Origin of the sequence: Streptomyces sp. NBC_00448 (assembly GCF_036014115.1) — a bacterium.
Lineage (GTDB): Bacteria > Actinomycetota > Actinomycetes > Streptomycetales > Streptomycetaceae > Actinacidiphila.
In genome coordinates this window covers 8,212,011-8,238,381 of sequence record NZ_CP107913.1, presented here as the reverse complement: position 1 = coordinate 8,238,381, position 26,371 = coordinate 8,212,011, and the positions used below count along the sequence as shown (strand labels likewise).

Here is a 26,371-nt window from a genome sequence, read left to right as displayed (position 1 = left end):
GCGATCATCGGTCGGACCTCCTCGATGAGAGGCACCCGGCGGGCGACCTTCCCCTTGGTGTTCTTGTCGGCCAGTCCTCCGGGTGACGGGGTGGTCTGGCGGCGCACCGTCCAGATCCAGTGGGTGAGATCGATGTCTTTGACGCGGACGCCGGAGACCTCGCCGACGCGGGCGGCGGTGGAGGCGGCGAAGACGACGGCGTCGCCCCAGCCGGTTTACTGATCGGCGGAGCGGGACACCAGCGCCGCGGCGAGTTCCTGCAGAGCCGGCCAGTTCGGCAACGCCAGCGCACGCGGGTTGTCGAGCTCGTCCTCGGCGTGCTGGTACTGCCGCTGCCAGCCCTTGATGCGGGCGGGGTTGGTACTGATCAAGCCGTCGCGGACGGCCTGCTCCATCACGCGGACCAGGACGGCGAGGGTGTTCTTAACCGTGGAGCGGCCCACGCCGTCGGCGATCCAGGCGTAGACGGTGCGGTCGACGGTGCCGTTGGTGACCATGGTGACGGGCAGGTGTCCCAGTGCAGGGACGACGCGTCGCCGCCAGCCGTTCATGCAGGGGTCGACCGTTTTGGGCTCCAGGCCGCGTAGAGCCAGCGTCATGTGGGCATCGCCGTACTCCGCGAGGGTCTGGGTTGCCGAGGCGGTGTTGACCCCGCGGGCGGCCGACTTGAGCAGAGAGTCGATCCACTCCTGCGCGGACTCCAGCGTCAGGTGCATCTGGGCGACCGAGCGGCGGCGCTTGCTCTGGGAGTCGGTCCAGCGGACTCGGGCCTTGTAGGGGTGAGCTGCCCCGAGTGGCGCAGAAGGGTGGGCGGCTCCGCATCAGGGTGGGGAGCCGCCCCGCCGTGTGCTCCACGCGGGGAGACTCGGGCACACTGCGGCGGGTGGGTTCAGGCACGGCGTGCGACGCTCCTGGCACGGAGCCGGTCGGCGGTGATGGCAAGTCCGAGAACGCAGCCGAGCACGATGTTGGTGTAGTTGGAGTTGATCTGCAGTGTTGTCAGGCCGTTGTTGATGAGTTCCAGCAGGACGGTGCCGGCGACGATCCCGAGGATGCGACCCTGGCCACCGACGAGGCTGACGCCTCCGATGACAGCCGCCGCGATCGCCGACAGCTCCCAGCCGACGCCGACGCCACTGGCCGAGCCCACTCCCATCCGCCCCAGCACCATGATTCCGGCGAACGCCGACAGCAGTGAACTGGTCACGTACATGGACACGACGCGCCGGTCACCGCGAATTCCGGCGAGTCGGGCCGCCTCGGGGTTGCCACCGACCGCGTAGACCTGACGGCCCGCGTAGGTGCGCTCCAGGAAGAACCAGGCCGCCAGTGCCACGACGACGAACAGGATGAGTGGCAGGGGGATCTGTGCGACGTACTGTTGTCCAACGTCGCCGAACAGCCCTGATATGCCGACGATGGATGTCCCGGAGGTGATGGCCAGGGTGACGCCCTGGGCCACGGTGTAGGTGACCAGGGTGACGACGAACGGCGGCATCTTCAGCCGGGTGACGGCCAGGCCGTGGATCAGGCCGACGGTGCCGGCGATGGCCAGGGTGATCAGGATCGCCACCGCGGGCGGCAGGCCGGCGCGGACGTTGAACCAGGACATCAGGATGACGCTGGTGCCCAGCAGCGCGCCGACCGAGAGGTCGATCCCGCCGGTGAGGATCACGAGGGACTCCCCGATCGCGATCAGACCGTACTGGGCCAGGTCGAAGCCCATGCCTTGCAGGTTGACCGCGCTGGCGAAGGTCGACTTGTCCAGTGCCAGCGCCGTGAACACGACGACGCAGGCCGCGACCACGCCGACTTCGGGAGTCTGCAACAGACGGCGCACCAACGAGGTGCGCGGCCCGTCACCGGTGTCGCCCTTGGCCCTGGCCGGTGCGGTACCGGTGGTCATCCGCTCACCTTCCCGTGTGTGCCGACGCTTGCGCCGGCCGCAAGCGGGGAGTCGCTGGTCTTCATGCGCTCGCCTTCCCCCGCGAGTCCGTCCCGGACTGAGTCCCGGCCGCCGCGGTCATGATCGCTTCCTTGCTGAACCGGTCCCGGGAGATGTCGGCCACCACCCGGCCGTGAGCCATCACCACGATGCGATGGCAGATCCACATCAGCTCCTCCAATTCGGAAGAGGCCACCAGCACCGCCAGACCCTTCTCGGCCGCCGCGTCGATGAGACCGTAGATCTCCGCCTTGGCGCCGACATCGACGCCGCGGGTCGGCTCGTCCAGCAGCAGCAGGTTGGGCTCGGCCGCCAGCCACCGGCCGAACACGGCCTTCTGCTGGTTGCCGCCGGACAGGTCGCTGATCAGTTGCTCCTGGGAGTGCAGACGTACCCCCAGCTCCTCGACGATCCGGGCGGCATGTTCCTTGTCCGCCCTGGGCCGCAACACACCACGGCTGCTGATACGCCGTAGCGTGGTCAGGGTGACGTTCCAACGTACGGAGTGCGCCGGCAGCAGCGACTGGACCTTGCGGTCCTCGGGCACCATCCCGATACCCGCCTCGACGGAGTCCGCCGGGTGCCGGGGACGGAAGTCCCGCCCGTCGAAGGCGACCGAGCCGCCGGTACGCGGCTGCGCTCCCATGATCGTGTGCAGCAGCCTGCTGCGCCCGGAGCCCATCAGTCCGGCAACCCCGACGATTTCGCCCGCCTTCACGTCCAGGTCGAGCGGGCCGAGGCCGTCAGCGGTCAGACCGCGAACCGACAGCGTCGTGGCCCGCTCGACCGACGGGGGCGGCGCGAGGTCGGCGCGGGCCAGCTCCGCGCCGACCATCTCGCGGATCATCCGCTCCTCGGTCGCCTCGCCGGGCGCCAGGTCCGCCACCAGTTTGCCGCTGCGCAGTACGACGACCCGGTCGGCGACCGCCTGCACCTCGTCCAGCCGGTGCCCGATGAAGAGCACCGCGCCCCCGGCTGCGGCGTGCTCACGGGCCAGGTCCAGGACCCGTTCGGCCTCGACCGGCCCGAGCGAGGACGTCGGCTCGTCCAGGATCAGAACGACCGGACGGTGGCCCCACGCCTTGGCGATCTCGATCATCTGCCGCACCGGCACCGGGAAGCGCTCCACGGGCCGGTCGACGTCAATGCCCGTCACCCCGACCTCGGCAAGCAGCTGTCTCGCTTCTGTCCTGATACCGCCCTTGTCGAACACCGTGCGGCTGAGCATGTTCGTGCCGGCCGTCGCGGGGCGGCGGCCCAGCAGCAGGTTCTCCGCCACGCTCAACTGCCCGACCAGGGGGAACTCCTGCGCCACCAGTGCCACGCCCAGTTCACGGGCGTGGTTCGGATGGCCGGTCTGCAGGAGCTCACCAGCGATGTCTATGGTCCCGGTGGTGGGGGCCACCGTGCCGGACAGTATGCCCATCAGGGTGGACTTGCCGGCACCGTTCTCCCCCACCACTGCCACGATCTGCCCGCGCGCCAGATCCAGACTGGGGATGTCCAGTACCTTCACCGAGCCGTAGGACTTGCTGACATCCCGCAGCGACACGGCGTGGCCTCCGGGAGCCGCACCGGCGGCTCCAGGGCGGGTGTCGGTGGATGGATCCATCAGCCGATTCCCAGATCCTTGAGCTTGGCCTGGTAGTCGGACAGGTTGTCGCCGGTCACCAGGCCGACGCCCGAGGACAGCGTGGTTCCGTCGGACTCCAGGTAGGGCTGGACGATCTTCAGCGTCGCCTCCTTACCGAGCACCTTGAAAGCGGTCAGCAAGTAGGCCCCGGTGTAGCCCTGCTGGTACGGCTGCTGGACGACAGTCGCCTGTATGGTCCCGGACTTGATGAACTTCAGGGTCTGCGGGTCGCTGTCATCAGAGATGATCTTCACTCGGCCGGACTTCCCCGCCGCCTGCACCGCCTGGCCGGCCGACGGGCCGTCATAGGAGTAGACGCCGTAGAGGCCGTTGATGTTGGGATTGGTCTGGATTGCGGTCTGCGCGTTGGTCAGCGCCTTGGAGGCGTCCATGCCGTCGCTGAGCTTCTGCACCACCTTGATGTCAGTGCCCTTCAGCGCGTCCTCGAAGCCCTGGATGCGCTCCACCGCGTTGGAAGTCGTCAGCGAGCCGACCAGTACCACGACCTGGCCCTTGTTTCCGAGAGCCTGCTTCATCGCCATGCCCGCCTTCTGGCCCGCCTGGTAGTTCGGCGTGCCGAGGTAGAGCGAGGCGCCGTCCTCCTTGGGCAACGGCGAGTCGATCGCCAGGACAGGGATACCGGCCTTGTTGGCGGATGCGATCGGGGCCTTGATCGCGGTCGGGTCGATCGCCGACACGCTCAACCCGGTGATGCCCTGACCGCGCAGCGTCTGAATGATCGACAGCTGCTGGTCCAGGCGGCCGTTGGCCGGTGCCTGGTACGTGCCCTTGACACCCAGATCCGACAGGCCCTTCTTGAACCCGACCTTGCCCGCGTTCCAGTAGTCGACGGCGACGTTGACCACCATGGCCTGGTCGAGCTTCGACAGGTCCTTGCCGGCCAGCGCGGTCTTCAGCGCCGCGTCGATCTTCGCGAGATTGGCGTCGTTGAAGGTGATGTCACCCTTGATCGCCACCGTGCCGGCCGATGTCTTCGACGGGTTCCCGTTGCCCGACGACGAATCGCCGCCTGCCCCGCTCTTGCTGCACGCGGTGGCGCCGGCGACCAGCGCCACCGCCACGGCAGCTGCGGCGAGGCGGGCTCTCCTGCTTCCAGACCGCACATCACGCATGATCAACATCCTGTTCCGAGGACTGACAGCCTCTGTTAGCGCTCACACCAAATCGCAACTTCTTGGGCCATTGGCTGGCGCACCCACACGAGTGCAGCTACCGCGAGATCCATACAAGGTCACCGGATCTTTCGGTTACCACGGCCTCCCGAAACCGGGATACCTCAAGTCGACCTCACCGTCGCAGAGTCGAAGACCCTCGCTTGGACGGTCAGAGCTTCCCCCTCACGACACGTAGCGGACATCTTCAACCCGCACTCGGCTTGGTTACTTGGCAGAGATTGTTAGCGTTCACTGACCCCGCGTCAAGGTGTTACACGGAAGAAAAGTCATCTGCGTCATGAACGCACCCACGCCGGTGCGTTCATGACGCGCGTGACCAGGGCGGGTGCCCGACGGTCCGTCACCCGGCCCGCGCGCCGGCCGTGGACGGCGGTGCGGCGCTGCGCCCTCGGTGCCGGTCCGAACCTCGGTATGGGGCGAGGCCTTGCCGCGTGAGTCGACGGGCCCCCTCTGTTCGCCGCGGCATCACCGCGGCGGCTCACCAAGAGCAGCTGGCAGGGGCTGTAACGAGAGCTGTCGGTTGCATCATCCGCTAACACTTCGACGGCCGGCCCCACGGCGGGATTGACGACGACGCCACCGATCTCCCGGCCTCATGGCGCGCCGGTCACCGGCACGAATGGGATCGCGAATCGTCCGTCCGACGGGCCATGTCGCGTGCGCGGCGTTCACCGGTGCGTGCGGAGTCCGTCGAGGACGGGCGTGAGCATGTGGGGTGCCCGGTCTTCGCGGTGGACGCCGTCCAGGCGGGTGAGCGTTCGACGACCCAGCGGCGGGGAGGATGACAGACCCGACGGCGGCCTTCAGCCGGTCGACCGTCTTCGACGTCAGCCCAGGGTTCGTCTTTGCTCAGTTCACGAGCCTTCCGGCATAGCCGGAGTCGGCCCGGACCATGGTGATCTCGGGGTGCACCAGCCGCAGCCGGAAAAAGACTTCCCCGGCCGCTCCGGGACATCGAGCGGAGGGCAGGCTCGCGCCCAGCGTCAGAGTGTCGACGGTGTCGACGCTCATTCCGCCGGCCGTGGCCGTATGCCATCGGTGGCCCGTGCGGCCGTCGGGCAGCGTACCGCCGTCGGAGCAAGGAAGCGGTGGGCCTGCGCTCCGCATCGCGTTGCTGGGCAGGGGCCCGGCTCAGGTCTCCCACGGACCGGGAACGTCCGGCGGGCGCATCCTCCGCCGGAACAGGTGGGCTCTTCAGAGACCGCCTGCCAGGCGGTGGTACGCCTGATTCCAGCGGATCTCCTTGGTGAAGTGCCGGATGTTGGTGTCGGCGTCGATGAGCAGCAGTTCGGTGCCCAGCATTTCCGCCAGGTCAGCGAGTTCCTCGCTTCCCACGGCGCTTGACAGCACGGTGTGGTGCGGGCCACCGGCGGTCAGCCACGCCTCGGTGGAGGTCCGCAGGTTCGGCGCCGGCTTCCACACGGCCCGGGCGACCGGGAGTTCGGGCAGCGGCTCGACCGGCGCAACCACCTCGATCTCGTTGGCGACCAGCCGGAAGCGGTCGCCCAGGTCGGCCAGGCCCACGACGATCGCCGGCCCCGGACTGGCGTCGAAGACGAGGCGGACCGGGTCCTCGCGGCCCCCGATACCCAGAGGGTGGATCTCGCACGACGGACGCCCCCCGGCGATCGAGGGGCAGACCTCCAGCATGTGGGCGCCCAGAATCAGTTCGCTGCCGGGGACGAGGTGGTAGGTGTAGTCCTCCATGAAGGACGTGCCGCCGGGCAGGCCCGCGCTCATGGATTTGAGGGTGTGGACCAGCGCGGAGGTCTTCCAGTCGCCCTCGCCGCCGAACCCGTATCCGTCGGCCATCAGGCGCTGCACCGCCAGGCCGGGCAGTTGCCGCAATCCGCCCAGGTCCTCGAAGTTGGTGGTGAAGGCGCCGAACCCGCCCTCGGTCAGGAAGGCGCGCAGGCCCAGTTCGATCCGGGCCGCGTAGCGGAGGGACTCGTGCCGCTCACCGCCGACGACGAGTTCGGGTGCGAGGCGGTAAGCATGCCCGTACTCCGTGACGAGTTCGCCGACCGCCGTCTCGTCTGCGGCGTTGACGATCTCGACGAGGTCGTTCACACCGTAGGTGTTGACCGACACCCCGAACCGGAGTTGGGCCTCGACCTTGTCCCCCTCGGTGACCGCCACGTCGCGCATGTTGTCGCCGAACCGGGCCAGCCGCAGGGCACGCAACGCGCCGTAGCCGAGCGCGGCACGCATCCAGGTGTGAATACGGGCCACGACTGCGGGGTCCGAGGAGTGTCCGGACACGGTCTTGCGGGCGACCCGCAACCGGGACTGGATGTACCCGAACTCGCGGTCGCCATGGGCGGCCTGGTTGAGGTTCATGAAGTCCATGTCGATGGTGGACCAGGGCAGTTCGACGTTGGCCTGGGTGTGCAGGTGCAACAGTGGCTTGCGCAGCAGGTCCAGTCCGGCGATCCACATCTTGGCCGGGGAGAACGTGTGCATCCACACGATCAGGCCGATACAGGACGGATCGGCGTTGGCGGCCAGCACCGTGGCCATGATGGCGGCGGAGTCGGTGAGCACCGGCTTCCACACCAGCGTCGCCGGCCTGCCGGGTGCCGCGTCCAGCTGTTCCTGGATCCGGCGGGACTGCTCGGCCACCTGCGACAGCGTCTCCTCCCCGTACAGACCCTGGCTCCCGGTGAGGAACCACACCTCGGGACGAGTTGACGCTGTCATCGGCTGACTCCTGTGTCGGTCGTGGCCGTGGTCTGGCCGTAGACGTTCTGGTAGCGGTGGTAGAGGCGGTCGATATCGGACCGGTCGATGGGCAGTGGATCACCGAGCTGCCGTGAAACATGCACGGTACGGGCCACGTCCTCGCACATCACCGCCGCCTTCACCGCCGCGCGGGCGTCCCGGCCGATGGTGAAGACGCCGTGGCTGCGCATCAGCACTGCGGGCGAGCGGTGTCCCTTGAGCGTGTCCACGATGCCGCGGCCGATGGAGTCGTCGCCGATGAGCGCGAAGGGTCCGACCGGTATCTCCCCGCCGAACTCGTCGGCCATGGCGGTCAGCACGCAGGGGACCGGCTCGCCGCGCGCCGCCCAGGAGGTGGCGTACGTGGAGTGGGTGTGCACGACCCCACCGACCTCGGGCAGGTGGCGGTAGACGTAGGCGTGTGCGGCGGTGTCCGAGGACGGCGACAACTCGCCTTCCACCACACGGCCGTCGAGGTCGCAGACGATCATGCTGCTCGGGCCGAGGCGCTCGTAGTCCACACCGCTGGGCTTGATGATGAACAGGTCGTGTCCGGGCACCCGGCCGGAGACGTTTCCGGCCGTCCAGACCACCAGTTGGTAGCGGACCAGTTCCTGATGCAGATCGCTGACCTGGTTCCGCAGCGACGCAACCGCGGCGGTCCGCGGCGGTGTGGGGTTGGGACTCATGGGAGGCGACCTCAATGACGAGTGAACGCTAACCCTCTGTAGTGAGCGCTAACAGTTCGAGCCGGTGTGGTGATGGAGGACGTTCACCTTTGCGCGCGTAGAGCGCGCAGACGGTGCATGACGGAGTTGCCGCCGCGGCCGAAGTGATCGTGCAGCGTGCGGTATTCGGCGTAAAGGCGGTCGTACGCAACGGCGCGGGCCGCGTCCGGAGTGTAGGTACGGCGCTCCAGGCGGCCCATCGCCGCCGAGGCAGCGTGGATGTCCGGGTAAGCACCTGCGGCGACCGCGGCGTGGATCGCGGCGCCCAGTGCCGGTCCCTGCTCGGAGGTGAGAACGTTGACCGGCCGGTTCAGCACATCGCTGTAGATCTGCATCAGGAAACGGTTCTTCAGCAGGCCGCCGGCCGCGGTGAAATCGGTGACCGGTACCCCGGCAGAGGTGAATGCCTCGACGATGGTGCGCGTGCCGAACGCGGTGGCCTCGATCAGCGCCCGGTAGATGTCCTCCGGCCGGGTGTCCAGGGTCAGGCCCACCAACAGTCCGGACAGGTGGTGGTCGACCAGGACCGAGCGGTTGCCGCTGTGCCAGTCCAGCGCCAGAAGCCCGTGCCCTCCGACCGGCTGCGCGGCTGCCTTGTCGGTGAGCAGTTCGTGCGTGGTGATGCCGAGCCGCCGCGCCTCGGCCGCGTACTCGTAGGGGGTGGCCGCGCGCACAGCCCAGGCGAGGATGTCACCGACGCCGCTCTGACCGGCCTCGTAACCCCACAGCCCCGGCACGACTCCGTCACGGACCACCCCGCACATGCCGGGGACCTCGGCCAGGACGTCGGAATTCATGATGTGACAGGTAGAGGTGCCCATGATCGCCAGCATGTGGCCGGGGTCCAGGGCCTGCGCGGCCGCGCTGGTGACATGCGCGTCGACATTGCCGACCGCGACCACCGTTCCCTCGCGCAGGCCGGTCAGTTCGGCGGCAACGGCGGTGAGCTTGCCGGCGGCGGCGCCGAGCGGGGACAGCGGGTGGTCGACCTTGCCGGTGAAATCGGCGAAGTCCGGGTGGAGGGAGGCCAGATAGCCGGTGTCGGGGTAGTGGCCGTCCTGGTGGATGCCCTTGTACCCGGCGGTGCACAGGTTGCGGTTCTCCGCCCCGGTCAGTTGCCACACGATCCAGTCGGCGGCCTCGATCCAGCGGTCGGCGGCGGCGTACACCTGCGGGTCCTCACGCAGCACCTGCAGCGCCTTGGCGTACTGCCACTCACTGGAGATTCGCCCGCCGTAGCGGCCCAGCCAACTCTGCCCCGACTCCTCGGCCCGCTCGACGATCAGATCGGCCTCGGGCTGCGCGGCATGGTGCCGCCACAGCTTGGGGTAGGCGTGCGCCCGGGTCGCGAAGGCGGCGAGTTCGCTCAGGGGGGTGCCGTCCCAGGTGGTGGGCAGGACGGTGCACGCGGTGAAGTCGATGGCGATGCCGATCACCTGCGCGGACCGCACACCTGCCGCCGCCAACGCCCGCGGCACGGCGAAGCGCAGCACGTCGCGCCAGTCCTGCGGGATCTGCAGTGCCCAGTCCGGCGGCAGGTCGATTCCGCCAGGAAGCGCCCGGTCCACCACGCCGTGGGTGTACTCGTGCACCGCGCTGCCCAGTTCCCGGCCGTCCTCGACGGCGACCACGAGGGCACGGCCGGACAGGGTCCCGAAGTCGACCCCTACGGTGACGGCGGGGGTGTCGGTCATCATGGCTGTCTCCAGATATGCCGGAGGTCCCGGCCAGTCACCGGAACCTCCTGGTACGTCGGCGGGCGCTTGTCAGGTAGGGGTGGTGCTGCTGCGCACGATCAGGCGCGGATCGATCACCACACGCTCGTCGTTGGGCAGTGTTCCGCCGGACTCCAGCCGGCCGACCAGAAGACGTATGCTGGCCTGCCCGACCGCGGTGAAGTCCTGCCGGACCGTGGTCAGCGGTGGTGTGAAGAACTCGGCCTCCGGGATGTCGTCGAACCCGCCGATGGCTACCTGGCCCGGCACGCTCAGACCGGCCTCCCGGAAGGCCCGCATGACGCCGAGCGCCATCTGGTCGTTGGCCACGAACACCGCGGAGACGTCCGAGGGACGGCGGCGCCCCGCGCTTGCCGACACCCGGCCGGCCAGTTCCTGCCCGGCCCGGTAGCCCGACAGCGGCGTCCAGTCCCCCACCAGCGGTGGCGGCACCTCGGCGCCGGCCTCCTCCAGCGCGCCGCGCCAGCCGTCCACCCGAGCCTCGGCCTCCAGCCAGTCCGGTGGCCCCGCCACGTGCCACACGGTCCGGTGCCCGGCACCAAGCAGGTGCCCCGTCACGAGTCGGGCCCCCAGTTCCTGGTCCACCGACACGCCGGGTACCGGCAGGGAGTGCCCGCCCTCGACCGTCACCACCGGGAAGGGCAGGCGCAGTTCGGCCAGCGCTGCGACCGCGGCGCGGTGCGGGACCATCACCACGATCCCCTCCACCCCCCAGTCGCTGAGGTGGTCGATGGCATCGGCGAGCGCCCTTGCGGTGTAGCGGCGCAGCGTCACCGCCGAGACCATGTAGCCCTCGTCGCGGGCCGCCTCTTCCAGCCCGAACAGCATGCTCGCCGGCCCGAACAGCGTCGGATTGCAGGCCACGACACCGAGGGTGAGCGTACGGCGGGTGACCAGCGCCCGCGCGGAGGAGTTGCGCCGGTATCCCAGCTGCTCGATCGCCCGCTGTACCTCGGCTCGCGTCGTGTCGCGTACGTTGGGGTGGTTACTGAGCACCCGGGACACCGTCTGGTGCGACACCCCGGCGAGCTGGGCAACGTCCGCCATGGTGGGGGCCCGGCGAGGCCCGGTGCTCTCCGCGGTCTGCGACATGGTTCTCCGATCCGTGATGACCTCATTGTTAGCGTTCACAGGCGTGCGCGTCAAGGCCGGCGCACAAGAGAGCAAGGCTGCAGGTTTCGGGAACCTGTCCAGCGTCCCGGCCCCGCGCCGGACGCCCGGGCAGGCTCGGCAGAACAGCGGACCGCTGCCGCGCCACCCGACAAGGGGCACGGCAGCGCGATCAGTCCTTCACGGCGCCCGCCGTGACTCCGGCCGCCACATAGCGCTGGGCCAGAACGAGCAGGACGGCGGCGGGGGCGGAGGCGACGACCGCCGTGGCCATGATCGCGTTCCACTCCTGGTTGTTGTTGCCGATATACCGGTAGATGCCGAGGGTGATCGGCTTCATGGCGCCACCGCTGTCGAGGGTGTTGGCGAAGACGAAGTCCGACCACGCCCACAGGAAGCTGAACAGGGACACAGTCACCGTTGCGTTGCGGCTGACCGGCAGGACTACCGAGGTGAAGGTGCGAAACGTGCTCGCGCCATCGATTCTCGCCGCCGCGATGAGTTCGTCGGGGATTCCGGACATGAACGCGCTGAAGATCATCGTGCCGAACGGGACGGCGATGGTGGAGTCGGCCACGACCAGTCCCCACCAGGTGTTCATGATGCCCAGGTTGAGGAAGATGCCGTAGAAGCCCATCGCCATGACGATGCCCGGGATCATCTGGGCGATCAGCAGGACCATGCCCAGCAGGCCGCCTCCGCGCGGACGCAACTTGGCCAGGGCATAGCCCGCGGGGGCGGACAGGGCCAGGGTGAGGGCCACCGTGCCCAGTCCGATGAGCAGGCTCGCCCACAGGTAGGGCAGCTGGTCGTCCAGAACGGCCCGGTAGCCGCTGAAGGTGGGGTGCAGCGGCAGAAGATCGGGCGGATCCTTGCGCATGTCCCGCTGCGGCGTCAGGGATACGTTGATCATCCAGTAGACCGGGAAGAGCATGATCGCGGTGAGCACGACTCCGATCACGGTGTTGCGGCGGGACCGCTCGGGGGCGATGCGCCGGGGACGGGCAGCGGTGGCGGTCATGCCGACTGCCTCCTTTGGACTCGGATGTAGAGCAGGCCGAAGGCCAGAGCGATGACGATGAGGAGGTTTCCGACCGCGGCTCCGGGCCCGAACTCCGGCAGCAGGGAGCCGAAGCTGAGTCGGTAGGACCATGTCGCCAGGGTCGAGGAAGAATCGCCGGGACCTCCTCTGGTCATGATCCAGATCAGGTCGAAGACCTTGAGCGTGTAGATCAGGCCGAGCAGGACGGTGATCGTCGATACGGCTCGCAGCTGGGGAAAGGTGACCCACCGGAACTGCTGCCAGCCGCTCGCACCGTCCAGCGACGCGGCCTCGTACAACTCGGCCGGAATGTTCTGCAGGCCGCTGTAGAGGATGACCAGATTGAACGGGATTCCGATCCAGATGTTGGCGATGATCACCGACGTGAGCGCCCACGAGGGCGAGGTCAGCCAGTCCACCTTCCCCACACCGATGGAGTCCAGCGCGTAGTTGACGACACCGGACTCGCTGTTGAGCATCCACGACCAGGTCGAGGACGAAACGATCAGCGGCAGCAGCCAAGGGATCAGGAACAGCGCCCGCAGGGTCGGGGCCAGCCGGAAGCGGCGGTTGAAGAACACGGCCAGGACCAGCCCGAGCCCGTACTGGAACAGGATGGACACCAAGGTGAAGACCATCGTGTTGCGCAGGGCGGTGGAGAACGTGGCATCGTGGATGACCTGGTGGAAGTTGTCCCAGCCGGAAAATGGCGCTCCGCCCTGCACGAAGGAGCGCACGGTGTAGTGCCGTACCGACAGGTCAACATTGCGGTAGAGCGGATAGGCGTAGAAGAGCCCGAGGTAGATCCCCACCGGGGCCAGGAACCCCCAGGCGACCAGCTGGGACGAAAGACGCCCGCGTCGGCCGCGGCCTGCGGTACCCCGCGTGGGGCGGATGTCCTCACGGATCACCTCGGGTGCGGTCGGCGGACGGCCGTCGGCGTGGGCGGTGGTCATTCATGCTCCTGGTTCTGTCAGCTGCGGTGGGTCGGCGCCGGGTGCACTCTCGGAGGGACCGGCTGCGTCGCGGATTCCGGGGCGCGGATTCCGGGCGCCTGGGTGCGGCGGCCGGGTCCGTCGTGCCGCCGGGACGGTCGGCGGCACGACGGGGTCGCGGTCGCCGGATGCCAGGAGTTCGGTCCGGCACCGGTGACAACTCCAGGTGGAGGGTGCGGACTCGGTCAGCCCTGGTGGTTGGCCGCTGTGGTCTGCGCTGCCTTCAGCGCCGCCTCGGTGCTCTTGCTGCCGGACAGCGCGGCCTGCACAGCCGTCCACAACTGCTCCGAGATGACGGGGTAACGGGTTCCGAGACCGCCGCTGGTGCGACCGCGGGCGGCGGCCACTGCTTCGACCCACGGCTTCAGTTCCGGGCTCTGGGCGGCCTGCTGCTTCTGCACCGTGGCCGTGGGCGCGACATACGACAAGGTCGTGTCGGTGGCAAGCAGATTGGCGTCATCGGTCAGGCAGGTGACGATCTGGGATGAGACCTTGTAGCGGCCGCTGTCCTTCTGGACCGGAACCGTCACGAACTCACCGCCGGTCGGGGCCGGCGCCGCTCCCCCGTCCCTGGCCGGGATGGAGATGACGCCGTAGGGGAAGCCGGCCTTCTTGGCGTTGCCGAGCTGCCAGGTGCCGTTCTCGCCGAAGGCGTACTTGCCGGTGGCGAACTCCTGCCAGCTGGTGGTCTGGGTGTTGTTCAGCACGTCGTTCGGCGCCAGGCCCTCGGAGACCCAGTCCTTCCACAAGGAGAGCGCGGCTTGGCCGTCGGCGTTGTCCAGGTGGGTCAGGTCGCCCTTGGCACCCCAGAACCAGGGCAGGAACTGAAAACTGCCCTCCTCGGTGCCGATCGCCGAGAAGGTGACGCCCTTCTTCCCGACCGACCTGACCTTCTTCAGCGCCGCGGTGAGCGACGCCCAATCCGTGACCGAGGCGGGGTCGACGTGGGCCGCGGCCAGGACGTTCTTGTTGTAGTACAGGGCCAGGGTGTTGGCCCCGATCGGGACGCCGTACGGCGAGCCGTCCAGGACACCGGCACCGATGATGTTGGCCTGGATCGACGCGGTGGAGATGCCGACATCGCTCATCTTGTTGAGGATCCCGGCCTGCACGAGGGTGGAGACCACAGGGTTGTCGACCAGCATGACGTCCGGCGCGTTGCCCTGCTGGGCTGCGAGCAGCGCCTTGTTGCCCAGATCGGTGGTGTCGTAGGCGGTGCGCTTGACGGTGACGCCGGCCTTGGTGCCGCAGGAGGCCACCAGCTTGCCCCAGGCGGAGGAACCGTCGAACTGCGGGTAGGGGTCCCAGAACGTGTACGTGCCCGAGGCCGCGGAGGAGGAGCCTCCGCCCGAACCGCCGCAGGCGGAAACGGCCGTGAGCATGGTGCAGGCCGCAACGGCAGCGATGGCGATGCGCGTGTGTCTCATGACGATCCTTGGTCGGTGCGTGGTGGGGTTTCGCGAGGTGCGGACGAACGTCCGTGGGAGCTGTTGCCTAACGGGTGGGAATCCACACCCGCATGGCCCCGTCCTGCCGGTTGGCCCAGGCGTAATAAGGAACAGCGGTCAAGGTCGGCGGACTGTCCCTGGGCTTTGTGGGCCGGGCAGTCCCGGGAACGGTGCCGGTGGCGGCGCGATAGGGCCACCATCCGTTGTTCGGGAACGCGTGCCGGTACCCGGCGGCGGTCACCGTGACGACGCCGTCGAGAAGATCGGGGTGGTGCTCGTCGGTGAGCGGTTCGCTGAGGTCGATGCCGATGTCATCCAGTCCGCCGCCGGGATGGTCGATGCCTTCAAGGCAGTACACGAGCGGGCCGCGCTCGATGGCGACACAGCCGCGTACGGCATCGACACGGGGATCGGCCGCCACCGGTACGGGCGCCATGGCGAGGTCGAGGGTCACCGAGTCGCCCGGCGACCACGTGCGCTCCAGGCACAGCCAGCCGGCGTGCGTGACGGTTGCCTCGGACTGCTGGCCGGCCACGGTGAGCTTGTGGTCGGTGCTCCACTGCGGGACGCGCAGCGACAGGGTCCACGGCCGGCCGGCCGGGCAGTCCTCCACGGTCAGTCGAACCGTCCCGGACCACGGATAGTCAGTGTGAACGCTAACAACAAGAGCATCGCCGTCGAGGTCCCCGGTGTAGCGCCCAGTGGCGTACTGGTGTACCTGCAGTCCCGCGTCGTCGGTGGAGACGATGTAGTGCTCCAGGCTGCTCAACAGCCGCATGACGTTCGGCGGGCAGCACGCGCAGCGGAACCAGCGGGTACGGCGGGCTGACTGGTCGCCGCCGATGTCGTTGTGACCGTCGCGGACCTGGAGCGGATTGACATACAGCCATCGCTCGCCGTCCAGCGAGACCCCGGCGAGGAATCCGTTGAACAGGGTGCGTTCGATCAGGTCGCTGTAGCGGGCGTCCCCGGTGAGCAGGGCCATCCGCCAGCTGAAGTGGATGGAGGCGACAGCCGCGCAGGTCTCGCAGTACGCCCGCTCGTTCGGCAACTCGAACGGATCTCCGAAATCCTCTTCGTCGTGGTGGGCTCCCAGGCCACCGGTGATGTGGGTCTTGGTGGCCACCATCACCGTCCACAGGCGCTCGCACGCCGCCAGCAGTTCGGCCTCACCGGTCTCGGCAGCCAGGTCCGCGGCTGCCGCCAGAAGGTAGAGCTGGCGCACCACGTGGCCCTCGACATTCGCCTGCTGCCGCACGGGGACACGATCCTGGCAGTAGGCCTCTCCGCCGAGCAGGCCGTGACCGCGCCGGTCGACGAAGTAGCCGGCCAGGTCCAGGTAGCGTCGTTCGCCGGTCTCGCGGTAGAGCTCGACGAGCGCCGTCTCGACCTCGGGGTGGCCGTCGAAGCCGTCGATCTGCTTGTCCGGGCCGAAGACCGCGTCCAGGTGATCGGCGAAACGGACCGCTACCGCCAGCAGATCCTTGCCTCCGGTGCTGCGGTGATGAGCGACTGCCGCCTGGATCAGATGGCCCGCGCAGTACAGCTCGTGACCCCACCGCAGGTCCCCGTAACGCCTGCCGCCTTTGGTGACCTGGAACCAGGTGTTCAGATAACCGTCCGGCTCCTGGGCGGCCGCCACCAGGGCGATCATCCGGTCCACTTCTTCGGCCAGGCCGTCGTCCGCTCGGGCCCCGGAGCCACCAAGTTGCCAGGCCGCCGCCTCCAACCACTTGTAGACGTCGGAGTCCATGAAGGGGTAGTCGCCACGGAAGTCGGCAGGGTCCGCGCCCCCGGTGGTTCCCGCGGCGGCCAGGCGAAGGTTGCGCAGGTTGCCGGCCGACTCCAGCAGCAGCGGTCCCTGGGGAATGCAGATGTGCGCGTTGACCTCGCGGCGCCGGTGCCAGAATCCCCCCAGGATCCGCGCCGCGACGGCAGGGCGCAGGGCGGTTCGGGCCGTGGGACCCGGCCGGACAGGACCGGCCGGAGCCGGAAGGGTCGGGTTGCTGTGGGACATGGATCTCCCCTGGAACGTACGGTCAGCGTGAGGCGGACCGCCACCACTGTGGCGCCACAGGAGGGCGCGGGTACATGGCAGCGCGGGTCATCGGCCAACGCCCTGGATGCGAAACATTTGAGCAACGCTTTTCTCCCGCAATTTTGGGTCGCTCGTCCAGGTGCGTCAAGCCTTCTGCAGCCCTCGAAATCAGTCCCGGCAATGTTTGGGCTACACGCAACATCCTGGCAGGATGAGTTCAGACATGTAGATGAGCAAAGGATTGTCCGTGACGGAGACTGACCGGCGCCCATCACCGGGGCGGGTGACGCTGACCGAGGTGGCTGCTCTGTCGGGCGTGAGCGTGGGAACGGCGTCCAAGGCACTGAGCGGCAACGGCCGCATGCGGCCGGAGACACGCGAGCGGGTGCTCGAGGCGGCACGGCGCCTGGGCTTCCAGCCGAACGAGCAGGCCCGCGCGCTGCTGGCGGGACGCACCTGGACGGTCGGCCTGATCACGACCGACGGCATCGGCCGCTTCAGCACCCCGGTGCTGCTGGGGGCCGAGGACGCCCTCGGCGCTGGGAAGATCTCCGTGCTGCTGTGCGACACCCGGGGCGACGCCATCCGCGAACGGCACTACGTGCAGACCCTGCTCGCGCGTCGTGTGGACGGCATCATCGTCACCGGTCGCCGCACCGACCCCCGAGAGCCGCTCCAGGGACTGCAGGACATCCCCACCGTCTACGCCCTGGCCCCCTCTCGGAATCCCGCGGACATGTCGGTGGCTTCCGACGACGAGGGCGGCGCCCGGCTGGCGGCGGAGCATCTGATCACCTCCGGGCGCCGGCGCATCGCCCACGTCACCGGTCCCCGCCACCACGCGGCCGCCCAGTACCGGGCGCGGCTGACTCAGGGCCTGCTCGAAGCGGCGGGCCTGGAACTGTCCGGCGGCCATGTGTACTTCGGCGACTGGAGCGAGGCGTGGGGGCGGCGGACTGCCCGGACGGTCCTGCGGGCGGCGCCGGACACCGACGCCTTCTTCTGCGGGAACGACCAGATCGCCCGCGGCGTCGCCGACACGCTGCGCGAGGAGGGCCGCCGCGTGCCGGACGACATCGCTGTCGTCGGCTACGACAACTGGGACATCATGGCGCTGGCGTCCCGCCCCCCGCTGACGACGATCGACATGAACCTCAACGAGATCGGGCGCCTCGCCGCTCTGAGGCTCCTGGACGCCATCGACGGCCGGCAGGCGGGCGGTGTGCAGACCGTGCCGTGCCGGCTGGTCATCCGCGACTCCGCCTGACCTCGCTGCGCACGCCGACCACTGTGACCGAGGGATGTCGACCGGCGTGCTCCTCACTCGATGCCGTTCCGCACAGGGGGGTGTCAGAGGGTGCCGGTGCCGCCTGCCGTGCCCACGGTGGTCAGGGCGCGGCAGCCGGCTCCGGGAGGGAAGTGGACTTACCGGCGGGTCAGTTTCCACAGGTGGTCGGCGGTGCCGTTGTCGTCCCACTGCAGGACTTGGGCGCCGCTGCTGGTGCTCATGTTCTGCACGCCCAGCACCAGATCGCTGTTGCTGTTCACGATCTTGTAGAACCCGGTACCGTCGGCTGTGAGACGCCACAGGTGGTCGGCTGTGCCGTTGTCGCCCCAGATGAGAGCGGTGCCGCCGTCCGAGGTACCGGCGTTGGTGATTCCGAGGAGTAGACCGCTGGCCTGGTTGCGGATCTTGTAGAGGCCGGAGCCGGCTGACACCAGCGTCCACGTCTGGGTGGCCGAGTTGTTCACGGCGGCCTGGTCCACCAACGTGCCCTGGGTGGTCGCCTCGTTCTTGGTGTCGAGGACCAGTGCGCTGTTCTTGTTCGCGATCTGGTAGTCGCCGTCGAGAGCGGAACTGCCGCTCGACGGTGTGATCACGAGGTGGTAGCCGTCGGTGGTGTTCGTGGTCACCGGGACGGTGATGGAGCCGTTGCTCACCGCGTAGTCGGACTCGGAGAGGGTGATCGGTCCCGAGACGGCCGTCGTGCGGCCGCGGGAGGGGGTGTACTCGACCTTGACGTGAACGGTGGATCCGAAGGCGGCAAGCGCGTTGAGTCCGTTCACGGTCACGGCGGAGTCGCCGGAGCCCCCGCCGAAGACGACGTCGATCTCGTTGCCGGCGCTGTCGCGGGACGCGGCTCCGTCGATGCCGGTCTGCGCGGGGGCGGTGGTCGTGAGCATCGAACCGCTCATGTCGGCATACCACTTGTACAGCCAGTAGGCACCGTTGGGACTTCCCCCCTGGCCGGTGAGCAGGTCACCGAGGGCACCGGACTGGTTCCAGAAGGCCAACTCGGCGTCGTGCACTCCCAGGCGCTCGAACTTCGCGATGTAACTGACCAGCGCACCGGGGATGCCGACCTCAGAGGGGGCCGCGTACTCCTCGATCGCCATGGGGCGGGGGGTGATGCCCAGGTTCTTCTCGATGTTGGTGACCGTGGTGATGTCGCCGGCGATCTTCGAGGCCCTCGTCAGCTCGTGCCAGGCGATGATGTCCGGAACGGTGTTGGTCGCCACCGCATTCTGCAGGAAGTTCTGCATGTCGCTGATGTTGTCGGAGAAGCTCGGACCTTGGATCGGCGTCGTGGCGTCCTTGGAGCGGATCTCACGATAGGTCCGCGTCCAGAAGTCCTCGAAGGTGCCGTTGGAGGACTGCCAGGTGCCATCGGGCTCGTTCCACGGCGCGTACGCGGCCAGGTTGGTGATCCCGGCGGCCTTGGTTTGCGCGATCTGGTCGTCGACCACGCTCAGCCAGTTGCTCCAGCTGAACTGGTACGGCCAGCCGGCGTAGTAGTCCGACAGCCGGTTGACGACCTTGGCGCCGGCCCGGGCGGCCTCCGGCGCCACGGTGAGGATGTCGCCGGTTCCCTGCTGGTGGCCTCCTTGCGGCTTCTGCACGAAGGTGTTCGGCTTGATCGCCTGCACCAGGTTGTCGGCCGGAGTGCTCGCGTTGGCGAGGCCGTAGAGCGAACCGGTCGCGACGTGCGTGACCGGTCGCAGGACCTGGTTGGCGTTGACCACCAGGGTGGTGGACGGGCTCGGTGCCGCCTGAGCGGGCGTACCGGTGAACGCGGCCATGGCCGCGGTGAGCACTGCGGCTCCCAGGCCGACGGCGCGGCGCAATGGCCGGCCGGGCTGGAGATGCGCGATTCCACGCATGGAAGAAAGACCCTTCTGATGTGTGTCCGAACCACTGAGGCTGGAGCGACCGGTGCGGCAGCGGATGTCCAGGCCGCCCGTCCCGCGGGTCTGGATGATCACCTGTGCCGCAATGGCGTCTGCGCAAAAGAGCAATGGGTTTCTCAGCGTGGAAGGTAGGAGTCCTGAGCACCACGGTCAACCCCTTGCTCAAAATTCGTACCTGCCGCACCCGCATCGGAGGCAACGTCGGCGCCGGGCAGGGCGCGAACGCCGTAAGCTCGCCGCCTCACGTGTCGTAGATAAGGACGAGGACCGCAGGCCGGCCGCGGTCCGACCTCGCCGGGCACGGTCCGAGAGCTGCGCCGGCGCACCCGCCTGGGAAGGGTGTGGCACCTCGGGGCCGACGCTGCTCTGACGGCACGTCATTTCGGGCACGACCGGCCGCCCCGCATCCTTCGGCGGCATCAACGAACCCCGAAGTCCGGGCGGCGCCGGTGGCGTCCGCGAGAGTCCTTTCGGCGGAGAGTGTGCCGGTGCCGCCCACGTGCGACCCCCGGCCGGCTGCCGGGGGTCGCACGTGGGCGGTCAAGTGGGCCTGCCGACGCCGCAGACAGTGTCGGCAGGCACCGTCAGCCGACGGCGATGGAGAAGATATGCATCGCGGTCTGGTTGTTGGCGGTGCCTTGGCTGATGTTCGGCAGCGTCACGTAGTCGACCGTCTTGCCCGCCTGGAGAGGCACGGTGGCGCCGTAGACGCTGACGGGCTGGTTGACCTTGCTTCCGTTCTGGTTGAGGTAGGGCAGTTTGGCAAGGGTGTCGCTACCGGCTGCCGGAGCGTTGTCCCACCAGTCCGAGAAGGCAAGTGAGAAGGTCTGGCTGGTTCCGTCGGTGTAGGTGATGGTGCCTGTTCCCGACGCGGTGCCGTTGTTCGCCGTCCCGAGGAAGCCGAGCGTGGTGCCCGACGCGCCCAGGCGGATACTCTGACCGCCGGCCACGACGTTGTCGGTGCCGCCCTTGCCCGTGGTGGGCCAGGTGAACGTCAGCCCGTCATGCGTGACACGGCCACCCGAGTTGATCCCCGCGGCTGCCAGTGCCTGTTGGGACAGGCTGCGGCCGCCGCCGTCGAGGTCGGCACCGCCGGGGTTGCTGTCGTCGCTGATCGCGACGTTCCCGAACGCGGAGGGCACGCTGTCGTACGGCAGCGACGTAGGGGCTACGGCCACGTCATCGCTCTTGGCCCCCCGGTAGGTCGCACGGGCGGACAGTTCGAAGCTGCCCTGGCCGGCGTTCGCTGGAGAGGTGACCGACCACGTCACCTTGACCGACTCGCCCGCTGCGATGCTCTTGAACGTCGAAGCAGAGGTGGCTTTCGCCGTCCACCCGCTGGGCACCGTGAGGTCGACGGAGGTGCTCGGAAGTGCCGTGGGTCCGTTGTTCGTGTACGTGGCGGTGACGGTCTGGGACTCGCCCGGGACCGTCACAGCCTTGCTGTCAAGCGTGAGCGGGTGATGCACGGAGACGACTGCGGAGCCGGTCACCCCGTCCACCGTCGCGCTGATGGTGGCCACACCGTTGCCGACAGCGGTGACCAGGCCCTTGGCGTTCACCCTCGCCACCGAGGTGTCGCTACTGCGGTACTGGACCTTCGCGTGCTTCAGGTCCACGAACGAGCCGTCGTTGTTGACCGCTTCGACGACGTTGTCGGCCTTGACCGAGAGGTTCCGGCCCGGCTCCTGGGTGGTGTCGGTGTCGTCCTTGATCCACTGGTTCTTGCCGGTGAGGTCGATGGTGTCGCCGGCGCTGTACTCGACGCTTTCCGGCTGCACCGTCACGTACTGGACGTGCGCGGACAGCGCACCATGCACCTCGACGGATGCCGCCCCCGCCGGACTGGCGGAGTCGGGGCCGACCTGGAATCGGTAAGTACCGTCGTGGACGACCTGCTTGGCCGCCGCGCCGTCCCAGAAGGCCAGGTCGGGCACGGCCACCTTCAGCTTGATGTGCTGAGTGGCCCCAGGAGAGAGGACCTTGGTCTTCTGGAAGCCCTCAAGCTGCTGCTGGGGCACTTCGCCACCCGCTACCTGCGGTGTGGCGACGTACAGCTGGGCAACCGTCGCCCCTGCTGTGGCCCCGGTGTTTCTGACGTCGAAACCGACCTGCACGGTGCCGTCCGCGGAGACCGACTTCCGGTCGACGGTCAGGTGGGAGTACCGGAAGCTGCTGTAGCTCAGTCCGTACCCGAAGGGGTAAGTCGGAGTGCCGGTGAAGTACTGGTAGGTGCGGCCCAGCCCATCGGTGCCACTCGGACTGAGGTTGTAGTTCGAGATGTCCGGCAGCTGCGAGTCGTCCTTGTACCAGGTGAAATTCAGGTGGCCGCTGGGGTTCTGCTTGCCGAAGAGGACGTCCGCCAGCGCTGTGCCCTGGCTTTCCCCGTTGTAGCCGGCGAAGACGATCGCCGAGACCTCGCTGCGGGTCTTGTCGATGCTGACCGGTCCGTCGGACTGGATGTCGAGGACCGTCCTCGGGTTGCCCAGCGCGGAGACCTGGTTGATCAGACTGTCGTAGTTGCCGGGCATCGCCAGGCCGGTGCGGTCGTGGCCCTCCCCCGCGGTGGCGTCGTCGGTGCCGACGGCGATGACGACCAGGTCGGCGTTCTTGATGTCGGCCTGCGTCTTCGCGCTGAGGGCCGCATCCGCGGTGGCGGTGGTGGAAGTGCCGGCCGCGTCGTAGACCACGTCGGCGGCAGGATTGGCAGCCTTCACCTCGCTGGTGATCCCCTGGACCGCGTCCACTCGCAGCGCGGGGTCGCCCGAGTATCCGCCGAGGCTGACCTTCCCGGCCTGGTCGCCGACGATGACCACCTTGCCGACCTTGGCCGGGTCTGCCGGCAGCAGCGGTCGACCGGTGTCAGCCACCGTGTTGTTCTGGAGCAGCACCAAGGCGTTGTCGGCCACCTTCTGCGCGAGCGCCTGGTGGGCCGGCGACTGGATGGTGTCCTTCCCGATCTTGGTGTACGGCACCTGGTCCGTGGGGTCGAACTCGCCGGTCTCCATTCGGATGGTGAACAGGTGCACCAGCGCGTTGTCGACCACACCTTCACTGAGCACTCCGGCCGAGATGGCAGCGCGGATGTTCAGCGCGGTCGCCTCGGTACCGGTGCAGTTGGCGTCGGTGCCGGCGCGCAGCGCGTATGCCTGGCCACCCGCGGCTCCGGAGACCTGCTGACCGGTGGCGGTGTTGGTCCATGTCGCGTTGCCGCCCTTGCCGTCGGTGGTCCATCCGGGCGGGGCCCAGTCGTGACCGCCGGGGAAGGTCTGGTAGGTGGTGCCGACAGCACCGCAGTCCGAGGTGATGTAGCCGTCGAACCCGTAGGTGCGCTGGGCGATCTGGTTGGTGGTGTACGTGTCGGCGACGGAGGGGGTGCCGTTGATCGCGTTGTACGAGGTCATCAGCCCGGCGACGTGGGACTTCTCGATCAGGCTCTTGAACTGGGCCGTGTAGTAGTCGTACAGGTCGTCGTCATCGACGTTGGAGCTGATGCCGGTCCGATTGTTCTCGACCTCGTTGAGCGCATAGTGCTTCGCTGTGGCCGCGACCTTGAGGTACTTGGTCGTCGGCTTGCCCTGAGGGGTTTCGCCCTGGAAACCGTCGACGAACTGCCCGGCCATCTGCGCCACCAGATAGGGGTCCTCGCCGAACGCCTCATCGGTACGGCCCCATCTGGGATCGCGGTCCATGTTGACCGTGGGCGCCCAGTACGTCAGGTCACCGTAGTCGTCAGGTGAGGGGCCGAGGTTGTTCTGTCCCTTGCCCCACAGCGACTTGTCGAGAAAACCCCGAGCCTCGTCCGAGATCGCGGTGGTCTCCTGATACATCAGGCTCTTGTCCCACGTCATCGAAGCAGCGAAGTTCGTGGGGAAGCTCGTGGCGTGTACGCCACCGGTGACGGAGCCTGGATTGGTGTCGGCGAACAGGGCGTTGACGCCGTGCTGCCCCTCACTCCAGTAGGTGTACTGCTGCACTCCCAGCCGGGGAATCGCCGGTGCGCTGTTCGTCTTGAGCTGCGCGGCCTTCTCGTCCAGAGTCATCCGGGACACCAGATCCGCTGCCCGCTCCTGGAACGTGTACGTGGTGTTGAGATAGATCGGCAGTTGCGCGCTGCTCTGAACGGGAGTTGCCTGAGCGGTTGCCGTGATGGTGGCAACCAGTCCGACCGAACACACGGTTGCCATGACAGCGTTGCGTAGCGGTGCGCTGAACCAGCGCATTGCGCCTCCTTGCCTAGAGGAATGAAGAGTCCGGCATCCCTGCGATCACGCGTGGACGCGTGCTCTCGGGGCGCGTCCTCGACCCGGCCGCGGGTGGTCATGCCACGGGGGGAACGAGGGCAGCCGGAGCGTCATCGAAGTGGGCATGCCCTGCTACGTACCGGCGTAGGGCGCCGGCGTGCGGTTGCTCCCCTTCGGGAGGTACCGGAGGGGGGTCGGGCCTGCGCGAGCGCCGGCCCGTATCCGCCCCGTCTGATTCGGCACCTGGGGGGCGGAACTCGATGGGGCCGTGCGACGGAACACCGGGCGGCGGCCCGGTCCGGGTCGCAGCCGGCACGGCGAGGTCGTTGGACCGGAGTGTGGGCGCGCGGGCGAAGGCCGAACCGTCCAGCGCCTGGAACTCATGTCCCGGGGATACCGTGCCCGCACAGCGTGTGGAGTACCGACGACTGCTGCTCCAGTCGCCTGTCGGCCTGCCCCGGCCAGGCTTCCTCCACGCGGACGCCGCGGACCTGGATGAGCATCCTGTTCCCAGGACTGCGTCAATCCATGAGCGCTCACATTGGTCACGGGGCAGCTTTCCTCTTGTCGGGCTACACACGGAACAAAGAACGCACCACATCAGCACCCCAGCACGACCTGTGGATGGACGAGTCGCCTCCCAGTCGCGTCATCTGTCAGGGCGGCCACGCGGGACGAATTGCGGCTTCGTCGAGCCGCGCCCAACGCACCTAGATTGTTAGCGTTCACTGATATGGCGTCAAGATGCTGCGCCCAACTACCTCTCCTCGACGTTCTGCCTCCGCTCGTCGCAGTCGGGGCGCTGCGCGGCTCGGGGCCGCCGGCCGTGGTCGTCGGCCAGGAGCAGGTAGGAACTCGCGGTCCAGGTGTAGGTACGGTCGCGCAGCCCCTGGCCGGTGATCGCGTCGAAGTTCTCGGCGAAGCCCGACCTCTCGCACAGGGCGCGGAATCCGCCGCTGATCTCGTCCGCCAGTTCGCTGTGCCCGGCTCGGCGCAGACCGTCCTCGATCAGAACGGTCGAAGGCGCCCAGATCGGCCCACGCCAGTAGCCATCCGCCTCGTAATGCGGGGAGTCGGTGTGCTCGGTGGCCAGTCCGTGGGGCGTGAGATGAGAGGTCACCTGCTGGGCCAGCTGCTCGCTGACGTCCTTCGGCAGCAGTTCTCCCAGCGCGATGGGCATCAGGTCGAGGAGGCTGCGGCTGCGCGAGAGGCGGCCGGTGTGCGGCGAGCGGGCGTGGAACCTTCCGTCCGCCCACAGTTGGTCGAACAGTGCGTCCATCATGGTCTTCGCCCCGCGCGTGTGCCGGGCTGCGTCCTCCGTACGGCCCAGCTCGTCGGCCATACGGGACAGTTCGTGGAGTTGAAGGATCAGGAACGACGCCAGATCAGCAGTCACCAGGACTCTGCGGGAATCGAACGTCGTGGCGTTGTCCCAGCCGCTGTCGTTGCCGTGCTGGTAATGGGGCAGCGCCTCCCCCGGTGCGCGGCGGGCGGTGAGCCAGAAGTCGGTCCACCGGCACAGACGGCGGTAGGTGTCGCCGAGATCGTCCGCCGGCACCGGGCTGGGCAGCCGCTCCCTCAGCCTGCGCAGCGCCCAACCGTGGATCGGCGGCTTGACGAAGTTGTACAGGATCTCGGAGTGGGTTACGGAGTCGGGCAGGGCGCCGCTCTCGTCCTGGTGGTCGAAGGGGAGCTGGAACTGGTGCCAGGCGAGCTGGGGAACTCCCGGGGCCACGGCGAGAGCGTTGAAGCAGTGGTCCCAGCTCCAGACCTTGTCCATCCAGTGCTTGGACATCAGCACGGCGGGCCGGCCGACGAAACCGGCCGGGCGCACCGTTGCCGACCACAGCACGTATGCGGCCAACTCCGCGGTCGGAGCCCGGTCCTCACGCCGGCCGGTGACCGCGTGCGCGAATTCATGGAAGGCGGTCTCGGCTCGGGTGACCGTGTGCGCGAAGTCGCCCGCCGGGGTGTACGTCGGTCGGGCGCTGTCGATCTCCTCAATGGCCGCCTCCCACCGGCCTGGGCCGGTGAGGGTGAGCCGACGGGGGGCGGCAGCGAGTCCTTCGCTGCCCGAGACGCGCAAGCTCGCACCGGCCAGCGGGGTGATCCGGTAGCGGCGGCCCGTCTCGTACGAGGTGAACTGGAGCGAACCGTCGACGGGATCGCGATAGAGGTAGGTGCCGCTGAACGACGTCAGGCGACTGTCCGCCGGGGTGATGCCGAGATCCAGCCCCTCGCCGCTGAGCCGAAGGGGGGGCCTCCCCCTCTCCGGCACCGGCATCCTCATCCCGATCTGGGCGCAGACCGTCGAGCGGATGATCACCGACGGCCTGCTCGACATCG

Annotated in this window: 16 protein-coding genes and 1 pseudogene; 1 reads left to right on the top strand and 16 read right to left on the bottom strand. The window is 68.3% G+C overall.

Annotated features, from left to right (window positions below):
* Positions 1-215: 215 nt before the first annotated feature.
* The 13 genes and pseudogenes from OG370_RS35525 to OG370_RS35465 all read right to left on the bottom strand — a co-directional run bounded on the left by OG370_RS35525 (position 216) and on the right by OG370_RS35465 (position 16,571).
* On the bottom strand, positions 216-716 hold the full coding sequence (locus tag OG370_RS35525; protein ID WP_328471616.1) for a hypothetical protein: 501 nt from the start codon (positions 714-716) through the stop codon (positions 216-218).
* 173 nt (positions 717-889) lie between these two features.
* A complete protein-coding gene (locus OG370_RS35520) occupies positions 890-1,906 on the bottom strand; it encodes an ABC transporter permease (protein WP_328471614.1) in 1,017 nt (338 codons plus the stop codon).
* A gap of 61 nt (positions 1,907-1,967) precedes the next feature.
* Complete coding sequence (locus tag OG370_RS35515; protein ID WP_328471612.1) at positions 1,968-3,557, bottom strand: sugar ABC transporter ATP-binding protein; 1,590 nt, start codon at positions 3,555-3,557, stop codon at positions 1,968-1,970.
* A complete protein-coding gene (locus OG370_RS35510) occupies positions 3,557-4,711 on the bottom strand; it encodes a substrate-binding domain-containing protein (protein WP_328471610.1) in 1,155 nt (384 codons plus the stop codon). The genes OG370_RS35515 and OG370_RS35510 overlap by 1 nt, the downstream gene beginning before the upstream one ends.
* Positions 4,712-5,516: 805 nt before the next feature.
* A pseudogene (locus tag OG370_RS35505) lies at positions 5,517-5,716 on the bottom strand (IS5-like element IS4811 family transposase); the annotation flags it as partial.
* Between the two features lie 252 nt (positions 5,717-5,968).
* A complete protein-coding gene (gene araA / locus OG370_RS35500) occupies positions 5,969-7,474 on the bottom strand; it encodes an L-arabinose isomerase (RefSeq protein WP_328471608.1) in 1,506 nt (501 codons plus the stop codon).
* Positions 7,471-8,184 carry an L-ribulose-5-phosphate 4-epimerase gene (locus tag OG370_RS35495; protein ID WP_328471606.1) on the bottom strand — a complete coding sequence of 238 codons (714 nt, stop codon included), beginning with the start codon at positions 8,182-8,184 and terminating at the stop codon, positions 7,471-7,473. Before OG370_RS35495 ends, araA begins: the two co-directional genes overlap by 4 nt.
* A gap of 83 nt (positions 8,185-8,267) precedes the next feature.
* The gene (gene araB / locus OG370_RS35490; RefSeq protein ID WP_328471604.1) at positions 8,268-9,920 is read right to left on the bottom strand and encodes a ribulokinase; all 1,653 of its coding nucleotides are present in this window, start codon (positions 9,918-9,920) and stop codon (positions 8,268-8,270) included.
* Between the two features lie 69 nt (positions 9,921-9,989).
* A complete protein-coding gene (locus OG370_RS35485) occupies positions 9,990-11,051 on the bottom strand; it encodes a LacI family DNA-binding transcriptional regulator (RefSeq protein ID WP_328471602.1) in 1,062 nt (353 codons plus the stop codon).
* A 190-nt stretch (positions 11,052-11,241) separates the two neighbouring features.
* On the bottom strand, positions 11,242-12,090 hold the full coding sequence (locus OG370_RS35480) for a carbohydrate ABC transporter permease (protein WP_328471600.1): 849 nt from the start codon (positions 12,088-12,090) through the stop codon (positions 11,242-11,244).
* Entirely contained in the window at positions 12,087-13,067 is a 981-nt protein-coding gene (locus OG370_RS35475) for a carbohydrate ABC transporter permease (RefSeq protein WP_328471598.1), read from the bottom strand. The genes OG370_RS35480 and OG370_RS35475 overlap by 4 nt, the downstream gene beginning before the upstream one ends.
* A gap of 224 nt (positions 13,068-13,291) precedes the next feature.
* Positions 13,292-14,533 carry a sugar ABC transporter substrate-binding protein gene (locus OG370_RS35470; protein WP_328471596.1) on the bottom strand — a complete coding sequence of 414 codons (1,242 nt, stop codon included), beginning with the start codon at positions 14,531-14,533 and terminating at the stop codon, positions 13,292-13,294.
* Positions 14,534-14,600: 67 nt separating this feature from the next.
* Entirely contained in the window at positions 14,601-16,571 is a 1,971-nt protein-coding gene (locus OG370_RS35465; protein ID WP_328471594.1) for a glycoside hydrolase family 127 protein, read from the bottom strand.
* 268 nt (positions 16,572-16,839) lie between these two features.
* Here OG370_RS35465 and OG370_RS35460 point away from each other — a divergent pair, with 268 nt between their 5' ends.
* The gene (locus OG370_RS35460; RefSeq protein WP_328471592.1) at positions 16,840-17,859 is read left to right on the top strand and encodes a LacI family DNA-binding transcriptional regulator; all 1,020 of its coding nucleotides are present in this window, start codon (positions 16,840-16,842) and stop codon (positions 17,857-17,859) included.
* 158 nt (positions 17,860-18,017) lie between these two features.
* Here the strand turns inward: OG370_RS35460 and OG370_RS35455 are convergent, their stop codons facing one another.
* The 3 genes from OG370_RS35455 to OG370_RS35445 form a co-directional block, all read right to left on the bottom strand.
* Complete coding sequence (locus tag OG370_RS35455; RefSeq protein ID WP_328471590.1) at positions 18,018-19,754, bottom strand: RICIN domain-containing protein; 1,737 nt, start codon at positions 19,752-19,754, stop codon at positions 18,018-18,020.
* Between the two features lie 611 nt (positions 19,755-20,365).
* The gene (locus OG370_RS35450) at positions 20,366-23,968 is read right to left on the bottom strand and encodes a glycoside hydrolase family 3 C-terminal domain-containing protein (protein WP_328471588.1); all 3,603 of its coding nucleotides are present in this window, start codon (positions 23,966-23,968) and stop codon (positions 20,366-20,368) included.
* A gap of 814 nt (positions 23,969-24,782) precedes the next feature.
* Positions 24,783-26,369, bottom strand: a complete 1,587-nt coding sequence (locus OG370_RS35445) for an amylo-alpha-1,6-glucosidase (RefSeq protein ID WP_443060918.1) — start codon at positions 26,367-26,369, stop codon at positions 24,783-24,785.
* Positions 26,370-26,371 lie beyond the last annotated feature (2 nt).